Raw genomic sequence first — 5,644 nt, 5'->3', positions numbered from 1 at the left:
CGTGCCGCCTCCAGGCGTCATCCAGATCGTGTCAGGCGGAGCAGCGGTTACCGCTGTCGGCGCGGTGCAGCCGCCGGCGCAGGCGATCGGGCCCGCGACCACCACCATTCGTTTTGCGAAATCCGAGAAGCTCGTTCCGCTTCCGCCGGACAAGACTGTGCTGGAGGTTGCCGAGTCCGTTGGGGTACCCATCGATTATTCCTGCCGCATCGGGATCTGCGGCACCTGCAAGACAAAGCTGCTCGAAGGCAAGGTGACCATGGAAGTCGAGGAGGCACTCACACCCGATGACAAGGCGCAGAACATCGTTCTGGCTTGCCAGGCCAAATCCGTCGGCAATCTGGTTGTCGAGGCGTGAACCATGAACCAGACCGAACGCTTGATCGTCGAAATCGTGCTCTCGCTGCTGCTCTTCCTGGTGCCGGCGTTTCTTTTTCACACCGCGCCGCGCTTCGCCGGGAGTTTGACCGGGTTCATACTTGGCGTTGGCGCCGCCACCTTGATGGTCCTGCTGCTGATCTACCCGCTTGCCAAGTACGTCAATTGGTTCAAGTCGTTGATCACGCGGCTGGTTTCGCTGCGCAGCCTGCTTGCCTTTCACGTCTATGCGGGCGTGTTCGGCGCCTTTCTGACGATCCTGCATACCGGTCACAAGTACCAGAGCCCGCTCGGCATCTCTCTCCTCATTTTGGTGCTGGTGGTGGTCGCGACGGGATTCGTGGGGCGCTACTATCTGCCGCATACCTCAACCGAACTAAGGGAAGCGGAGTCGCGTCTGGCGACCCTGCGTTCGACCTACGACCAGGCCGCCGCGGCAATTGCCGAGCGCCAGGCGCTCGAAGAGGCTGCGGCCGCAAATATCAGCGCACCGGCGCTGCGCGACGTATCCGTCCTGCAGGTCGTCGAAAGCATTGCAGATCTTGAATACGGCATCGGCTCGCGCGAAGCTCTCAAGAAGGTCTTCATGCGCTGGATCGTCGTCCATGTGGTTGCTGCCATTCTCATGTACCTGTTGCTGACGCTGCACATCGCCGGCGAGATCTACTACGGGCTTCGGTGGCTCACGTGAAGAACGTCAATCGCTTCTATCTTGCCTTGATCATCGGCGGCGCAGTTGCCGCCATCATCGCGTTGGTCAGTCTTTACGGGACTGGATCAGCCGCCGTCCCCGGCTGGCGTACCGCTTTCCAGCCAGGCACGCTTTCGTCTGCACACGCTTTTCTTAACGGCAAATGCGAAAGCTGCCACACGCCGGCGCGCGGGGTCGAAACCGCGGCCTGCGTCAAGTGCCACACCAGTGCGGCGGCAGACCTTGCAAAGCAGCCGACCGTCTTCCACGCCACCGTTCAGGATTGTCGCGGTTGCCATGGCGAGCACGAAGGCGGCGAGCGTCCGATCAGAATGGATCACGCTGCGCTGGAGAGAATAGGATCGCATGTCGCGGTTGGAGCGGCTGGTCATGCCGGAGTGACACGGCAAATGCTTGCCGACATGGCGGAGTTTCTCGGCGCTTCGCTTGCTCCGACCGAGCAGAGCTCCCTGGATTGCGCGACCTGTCATAGCAACCAGGACCCGCATCGCGAACTTTTGGGGGCCAATTGCGCGGGCTGCCATCAGACTGCCACCTGGCGTATCGCGGCCTCGCGACACCCATCGCCCACGTCAAAGGACTGCGCGCAATGCCATCAGGCGCCGCCGAGCCATTATTCAGAGCACTTCAGCATGGGTGGAATGGAAGCTGGCGGTCATGGGGGAACACAGATCAGCCAGTGCTACCGGTGCCACAAGACAAACTCGTTCCGCGATCGCAAGGTGGTCGGAACCGGTATGCACTGATGCCATGACGGGACCGTTTAACCTAAACGCGGTTTAAGGCTTGGTGTTTGAGGATGCCGCGCCCGAGGTCCGATCGGAAGAGGAGACGATCCATACGCAAGATATTGCTCGCCGTTGCCTTCATCATCTATCCCTTCCACGCGACGATGGCGCTTTCCAACCTTTCCCAAGAGCCGGTCTGGGCCACCCATCACATCGAGGGATTGCCCCGGGAGCTGCGTAGCCGGGTTCTCGCGCTGCAAACCGCATGTGGTGATGCCATTGCAGCAAGGCATTATTTTTCGACGTCGATGCTCGAACTTTGCCGCACTGCATTTCGAGAATCTGCGCTGCCGCAACGCTCAGGTGATCTGTTCATCCAGAGGCTGCCTACACGAAGTCTAAGTCAGGACGGGGCAGGCTTATCGCCGAATCCTGGGCCTTTATGCCCGCGATATCAGGATGACTGAGGCAGACGGGAAGTTGGAAATTCAAGTCAATTTTGACAACGGACCAGCAGTCCTCCGATGGACCGGGCGGAACTTTGTTCGGAGGCAGGCTGGCTTACCCGGCGTGTTTTGAGGGCGATACGCGGCCATCACAAGCATCCCAATGCGAAAACGTTCTGATCGGGTGCGAGCTGGGCGCGACCCGGTTGAGCTCGAGTGTTGCGCCACTGTTCGTTGCTGCAGCCTTGGCCGCGTCGGCTGGCGCGGCATTTGGACAGGCCGATAGACCCTCTACGGGCTCGAACGGGACGAGCCTCAGCGCGGTACCGCCCACGCATCACCCCCAATATGTCGCGCGCACCGGCAAGCGCAAGCCGCCAGGTCATGCGCTCGACGAGCGTGAGGGGATGACTCCGGCCCTGGAGGAGGAGGAGGACGCGCGGATCAGGCAGCACACGTTGAAAAGCATCTGCAGGGATGCGCCCGGCTGCGAGGGTGGTCACCTCTGGAACGGTCGCAAATAGGAGGTGCGATGCCGATTCACGTTCTTCAGAATGCATTGCGAAGATCGCGCGTTCACTGCTCGGATCGGCGCTTCGTTCCTTGCAGCTATCTGCGTCTCCTGTGCGCGTTTAGCAGTTCCGGCCCAATCAACTCGGCGGTTCGTGCGCCACAATCCTGAACTCAACGAGCGAAAGCCGACGGCGTTATGCGGGGGGACATCGGGTTCGAGCGCATTAGGCTGGTCGATTGCGAGCGCTGATCCCGTAGGACGCTTTGCCACTGAACCGTAAGCTGAAGGTGATGCGATGAAGGCAATCAAGACGCTTCGTGATCTCGGCCAGAGCCTCTGGCTCGATAACATCACCCGTGACCTATTGCAGAACGGAACGCTGCAGCGTTACATCGACGAATTTTCGGTGACCGGACTTACAACAAATCCCACGATCTTTGAACTGGCGATCAAGAACAGCACGATGTACGCCGCCGATATTACTCTTCGGTCGTCATCGACCCGATCAGCCGAGGATCTGTTCTTCGAGCTGGCGCTCGTGGATCTGGCTGGCGCTGCCGAGTTACTCCTGCCGGTATTTGCTCGCACTGACGGTGTGGACGGCTGGGTGTCGCTCGAAGTGTCGCCGCTTCTTGCCCACGATACCAACCGCACGCTGGCGGCCGCGGTCGATCTTCACCGCCGTGGCGCCAAACCCAACTTCTTTATCAAGATTCCCGGCACCCCCGAGGGACTGCCCGCCATCGAGGCGGCAATCTTCGCGGGCGTTCCCGTGAACATCACGTTGCTTTTCTCGCGCGAACAGTATCTGGCGGCGGCCGATGCCTATCTGCGCGGCATCGAGCGGCGCATTGCGGCAGGGCTCAATCCGGAAGTCGCCTCGGTCGCCTCGCTGTTCGTCAGCCACTGGGACGCAGCGGTTGCCGGCAAGATCCCGGCCGATCTGACCAACCGGCTCGGCATCGCCGTCGCTCAGCGCACCTACAAGGCTTACCGTGAACTGCTGTCCTCGGCGCGCTTCCAGCGCGCCGCCAACGCCGGCGCTCGCGCCCAGCGCCTGCTATGGGCCAGCACTGGCACCAAGGACCCCAAAGCGTCTGATATCCTCTACGCGAAGGCGCTGGCAGCCCCCCTCACCATCAACACCATGCCTGAGAGCACGCTCAAGGCCTTTGCCGATCACGGCGAGGTGGGCGAGATACGGGCGCCCGACGGGAGCGACAACGAAGCAGTTTTCGCCCGCTTCGCCAATGTTGGTATCGACATCGACGTGCTCGCCACGCGACTGCAGGACGAAGGAGCTGCATCCTTCGTAAAGTCCTGGAACAATCTGATGGACCGCATCAGAGCCAAAGATCGACCCGATGCGAGCGGCGAATTGACGATCCAAGGTGGACGTGATGATTGCTTGACTTGCGCGGCAGTGCCAGCCTGGACCGCGCTGGAGTGGCAATCAAAGATCGGGACTTACATGGGAACCCGAGGCCCCCGCGAGTACAAGGGAACGTGAAAGCAAATCTATGTCCGCTACGAGGAAGAGCAGGGCCTGCCACCGCCGCATTAGCGATCAGGAAGTCATCGATCGCTTCACCTGGGAGATCGTGTCCATCAATTTCCACCTGGTGAAGCTTCGCCAGTTCTGGGCCAAGGCGCTCAATATCAGCGGGCCGCAATGGATGATTCTGCTGGCCGTATCCGATCTCGACAAAGGGGATGGCGTGCCCGTCAATGCCGTGTCGAAGATGCTCCAGGTCGACTCCTCATTCGTCACGACGCAATCGAAGCGACTGGAGAACAGCGGGCTGTTGCGCCGCGACGCCTCGCCGACTGACGCCCGAGTGGTCCGGATGTCGCTTACGGACAAATGCCATGAACAGCTATCACGGCTTGCCGCTCGGCAGCAGGCGGTCGGCGAGTTTACCTTCGAGGAATTCAGCTCAGACGAATTGGCGGAGTTCTCCGAGAAACTCTCGAAGCTGAAGAGTCGGATGGGAAAGGCATGTTTGAAGCTTACGTTGGATTTTTGACAGGTGACCAGTTCGGGTGCCGCCCTAAGACCCCTTTTGAGTCGAATCGACGGCCGGGATCAACGGTCTTTACAAGGCTGAGGCGATCTATCGGCGCGTGCCATGGCGCAGCTTCGAGGCCGTCGAGTTCGCGACCCTGGAATGGGTGGATTGGTTCAACAACCGACGGCTCCTTGAGCCCATCGGCAACATACCGCCAGCCGAAGCCGAGCAACGCTACTACGCCATGCTGGAACAACCGGCCATGGCGGCGAACTTAAACCAAATGGCCTCCGTCAAACAAACCCGGGGCGGTTCACGTCGCGGTAGAGATCAAACAGATCGGCTCCATCGCTAAAGCCGTAATTCCGCGTGGTGAACCAGGCGAGCGCGGTGTTTGGTATGTGCCCCAGAAAGATCGGCCAGTTTGCCAGTCCGTGAAACAGATCCGGATATCGCGCTGCGGCTTCGGCAACACGGACCTAACGGTGATTGTTTTCCACACTCGTTCCCGTACAAAGACCGCAACCTGCACGGTCCAGCCAGGCCCTCCGTCAATTGGTTCGCCAGCCGGCATCGCTCGTCCCGTTCTTACAATGCTGTTTGCGCCCTCAATGGAGACAACCAGATTTGTACATTACGTCTCATGGCCATGTCGGCAATAATCGGTGGTTTGTGGATGGCGAGACGGGCGCGCCCTGATGGCGCCGTCTGATCCGTAAGGTGCCAGGGATTTGCTGGAGACGTTGGTGATGCGGCGCGAACCAACACCTAATTGCGCGCTGCGACAATCACCGGAAAGAAGCCCCGTGGGTCGGTCAAAATCCCCCGGGTATGGTCACTTGAAACTCCCCCACCTG

The 5,644-nt window shown here is 60.2% G+C and carries 5 protein-coding genes and 2 pseudogenes; 6 read left to right on the top strand and 1 reads right to left on the bottom strand.

Annotation, left to right across the window (positions count from 1 at the left end):
• From JHD07_RS28220 to JHD07_RS28195, 6 genes and pseudogenes are all read left to right on the top strand, one after another.
• On the top strand, positions 1–358 hold a 358-nt coding region (locus JHD07_RS28220), incomplete at its 5' end, for a 2Fe-2S iron-sulfur cluster binding domain-containing protein (protein ID WP_291628142.1).
• A gap of 3 nt (positions 359–361) precedes the next feature.
• The gene (locus JHD07_RS28215) at positions 362–1,069 is read left to right on the top strand and encodes an iron reductase (RefSeq protein WP_291628141.1); all 708 of its coding nucleotides are present in this window, start codon (positions 362–364) and stop codon (positions 1,067–1,069) included.
• Entirely contained in the window at positions 1,066–1,836 is a 771-nt protein-coding gene (locus JHD07_RS28210) for a cytochrome c3 family protein (RefSeq protein WP_291628140.1), read from the top strand. Before JHD07_RS28215 ends, JHD07_RS28210 begins: the two co-directional genes overlap by 4 nt.
• Positions 1,837–3,073: 1,237 nt before the next feature.
• Positions 3,074–4,288: a transaldolase gene (gene tal, locus JHD07_RS28205; protein WP_291628139.1), complete on the top strand. Its 1,215-nt coding sequence runs from the start codon at positions 3,074–3,076 to the stop codon at positions 4,286–4,288.
• 10 nt (positions 4,289–4,298) lie between these two features.
• On the top strand, positions 4,299–4,805 hold the full coding sequence (locus tag JHD07_RS28200; RefSeq protein ID WP_291628138.1) for a MarR family transcriptional regulator: 507 nt from the start codon (positions 4,299–4,301) through the stop codon (positions 4,803–4,805).
• A gap of 58 nt (positions 4,806–4,863) precedes the next feature.
• Positions 4,864–5,142, top strand: a pseudogene (locus tag JHD07_RS28195) (hypothetical protein); the annotation flags it as partial.
• Here the strand turns inward: JHD07_RS28195 and opgC are convergent.
• Positions 5,120–5,277: pseudogene (opgC, locus tag JHD07_RS28190) on the bottom strand (OpgC domain-containing protein); the annotation flags it as partial. The pseudogenes JHD07_RS28195 and opgC overlap by 23 nt on opposite strands.
• Positions 5,278–5,644: the final 367 nt, after the last annotated feature.

This window comes from Bradyrhizobium sp. (genome assembly GCF_016462955.1).
Classification (GTDB): Bacteria; Pseudomonadota; Alphaproteobacteria; order Rhizobiales; family Xanthobacteraceae; genus Bradyrhizobium.
This window is presented reverse-complemented; position numbering and strand designations above follow the sequence as displayed.